5 protein-coding genes are annotated in these 3,053 nt (G+C 24.0%); 1 reads left to right on the plus strand and 4 read right to left on the minus strand.

Annotation, left to right across the window (positions count from 1 at the left end; genetic code table 4):
* Positions 1 to 21 precede the first annotated feature (21 nt).
* Entirely contained in the window at positions 22 to 162 is a 141-nt protein-coding gene (locus tag BST80_RS04740; RefSeq protein ID WP_415746197.1) for a hypothetical protein, read from the minus strand.
* 107 nt (positions 163 to 269) lie between these two features.
* Here BST80_RS04740 and BST80_RS04745 point away from each other — a divergent pair, with 107 nt between their 5' ends.
* Positions 270 to 449 carry a lipoprotein gene (locus BST80_RS04745; protein ID WP_415746193.1) on the plus strand — a complete coding sequence of 60 codons (180 nt, stop codon included), beginning with the start codon at positions 270 to 272 and terminating at the stop codon, positions 447 to 449.
* A gap of 248 nt (positions 450 to 697) precedes the next feature.
* Here BST80_RS04745 and BST80_RS04750 read toward each other — a convergent pair whose 3' ends face one another.
* The 3 genes from BST80_RS04750 to BST80_RS04760 are packed head-to-tail and all read right to left on the minus strand — an operon-like array spanning position 698 to position 2,584.
* Entirely contained in the window at positions 698 to 1,204 is a 507-nt protein-coding gene (locus tag BST80_RS04750; protein WP_415746194.1) for a peroxiredoxin, read from the minus strand.
* Positions 1,205 to 1,255: 51 nt separating this feature from the next.
* A complete protein-coding gene (locus BST80_RS04755; RefSeq protein ID WP_415746195.1) occupies positions 1,256 to 2,065 on the minus strand; it encodes a TlyA family RNA methyltransferase in 810 nt (269 codons plus the stop codon).
* A 6-nt stretch (positions 2,066 to 2,071) separates the two neighbouring features.
* Positions 2,072 to 2,584 (minus strand): hypothetical protein, encoded by a 513-nt coding sequence (locus tag BST80_RS04760; protein WP_415746196.1) that lies wholly within the window; start codon positions 2,582 to 2,584, stop codon positions 2,072 to 2,074.
* Between the last annotated feature and the right edge of the window lie 469 nt (positions 2,585 to 3,053).

Below are 3,053 nucleotides of genomic sequence, written 5' to 3' on the forward strand. Positions count from 1 at the left end.
ATTTACAATTATTTTAATAGGTTATGCAAGAAGTCTAATATTATTTACCATATTAATAACATTATCTTTTCCATACTTAGTTACTAAGGACCGTAAAATAAAATAATGTTTTCTTTCGATTAAAAAATCAACTCCTTTCTGAGTTGATTTGTTGCACTTCATATTACAGTTTACACTATAAAATAGAATTTATTTTAAGTTTAAACTTGAAAAAAAATACAATAAGATTATCGATAATATTAATCGAATAGAAAGGAAACATATAAAAAATGAAAAAAATTTTAGCAATTCTAGGAGCAATTAGTTTTTCGGCAATTGGAGCAAGTAATGCTATTGCTTGTAATGCAATGCATGAAAATGAAATTAAAAGTCTTCAAAATCGATTATCAACATTAAAAGAGAAAATTAATAACTTAAAAAATATTAGTGAAGAAAAAAAGCACAATTAAAATTTGCCTTAATAGAACTTGAAAATCAGTTACAAACATTAACTTTTCATGGAATTAAATCAATGTCAAAAACAGAACTTGATTTATTAAAAACAGCAATATCTTTTTTAGAAGAACAATTTAACAAATTAAGTTAAATAAATATTATTTTTCAAATAGTTAATATTCTCAATATTTAAATTAAAAATGTTTCTTTTAACTGGGTATTTCCAGTTAAAAGAAACATTTTTTTATTTCATTACAAGTTTTTATTTTTGAAGAGTATCTAAAAATTGATAAACTTCGTCATAATTTGGTTCAGAAGAAATTGGTGAAACAATTTGTAAATAAATAATTTTATTGTCTTGATCTAAAACCATTACACTTCGTGCTAATAAGTTATTAAATGGAAAGTATAATTTTGTTTGTGTTCCAAATTCACGATAATTAGTATCAGATAATAGAATATGGTTTGAATTAATAAAAGCTTCACATGCTCGTTTCAAAGCAAATGGCAAATCACGTGAAATTGTTATTAATTGAAAATTAGGATATTTACTAATAATTGTTTCATTAAATTGTTTTGTTTGTGTTAAACAAACACTAGTATCTATACTAGGTACTGCGGAAATAACTTTATATTCTTTTGTTATGGTTGCTAATTCAAAATCTTGTCAATCAACCATATCAGCTTTAAATGACACTTTATCACCAACTTGAAGATGATCTTTTGCAAGCAAATTTTTAACATCGCCGCTCATTGTTCCTACTGCCATAAAAGTTATTTCCTCCCTTCTTTTATAAGAATATTATATCCTAAAATATTATTATGATAATAAAGTATTTCAAGCATTTTCAATTATTGTTGCTATAACTTCGTCGGCAATATAATTAATCGGATTTATTGTTCGTTGTAATAAACAAATAAATTCAATGTTTTTCTTTTTATTTCCTAAAATTGGAGAATAGTCACAATTGATAACACTGAAACCATTATTAAGACCTAAAGTAAAGATTTTTTTAATAACATCATAGTGAGTTGCTTTATGATTAATTTTTCCTTTCTTAACAGCTTCTTTTGTACTCTCAAACTGTGGTTTAATTAAGAAAAAAGCATAATGATTTAATAATAAAATATCTTTTAAAGATGGAATAATTTTATCTAATGAAATAAAAGAAACATCACAGCAAGCAAATTCAATTTCATCAGGGGCAAATAATGCTTTAGTAACATATCGAAAATTAGTTTTCTCTAATGAAATAACCTGCGGATTATTGCGTAATTTTCAAGCTAATTGGTTTGTCCCAACATCGACAGCATAAACTTTTTTAGCATGATTTTGTAATAAACAATCGGTAAAACCACCAGTTGAAGCACCAATGTCAAGGCAAACTAGGTTTTTAACGGTTAAATTAAAAGCAGTTAAACCTTTGGCTAACTTTTCCCCTGCTCGGGAAACATATTTTAATGGTTCACCACGTAATTTAATAATACTATTTTCTTTTACTAGTTCACCTGGTTTTAAAGCTGGGACATTATCAACTAAAACATTGTTTGCTAAAATCATTGCTTTAGCTTTTTCGCGCGAAGGAACTAAATTATTATTAACCATTAACTGGTCTAACCGAATTTTCATTAAAATTTATTCTCCCTTTCATTTACTTTTCTTAAATGCACGTTGGTTTTGATAACGAAATAATAAGCGTTGTTTTCGATTTTTTGTTTCCCGATAAGTTTCTAAGATTGTATCTTGTGCTAGGATATAATTAGTAATTTCTTTAAAAAAGTAAGCACCATATGATAATGATCATTTTAATGAAACAAAATTTTGATCAATTTTAGCTTCAATAATTTTTGAATAATTACTAATAATGTAATTACATTCTAGCATAATGTTATTAATATTATTATATTTAAAAAGATAATATGTTGTTTGTGGTAATTGATATTTTTGTGCTAAAAAAGCAAGATTTTTTGGAATAATTAATTGTTGAGTATCTAAGTCAATTGTAATATCAACTGGTTTTCATAATGGCACATAGTGGATTTTTCCCGATAAAGTTAATAACCGTTGCTTAGTATCTTGTGACATTTGTCACTTTTTCCCTCATTTGTTATTTGCTCAATTATAATAATTAAACTTGTTATTTTCCATCTAATCACCCATTTGACTAAAGTAATTATACCAAATTTAGGATGAACAAAAAAGGATTTAGATAATAATTTTATTTGCATTAATTATCACTAATATTTTAAATTTAATATTTATACTTTCACTTATAATTTAGCAAATAATTATAACTTATTTTTTAAAAAAATATATTACTTTTTTTAAAAAATAAATATTTTTAAAAGGCAAATTATTTACAATTTTAAGCTTAAAAATGGGAAAAAAATTGATATTTTAATNANTATNANTAAATTAATNGTNCCATNNNATNANAANAATNTANTAGACTTCTTGCATAACCTAGTTATTTTAAAATTCCTATAAAATATATTTAAAATAGAAATTATAGGAATCTAAAATTATGAAATTTGATAAATTTGATTTTATTAATGATAAAGAATTATTCCGATTAACAGGAATAAAACAAGCCACTTTTAATAAAATGTTAGATATT

Origin of the sequence: Spiroplasma sp. Moj (genome assembly GCF_016082285.1) — a bacterium.
GTDB classification, from domain to species: domain Bacteria; phylum Bacillota_I; class Bacilli_A; order Mycoplasmatales; family Mycoplasmataceae; genus Spiroplasma; species Spiroplasma phoeniceum.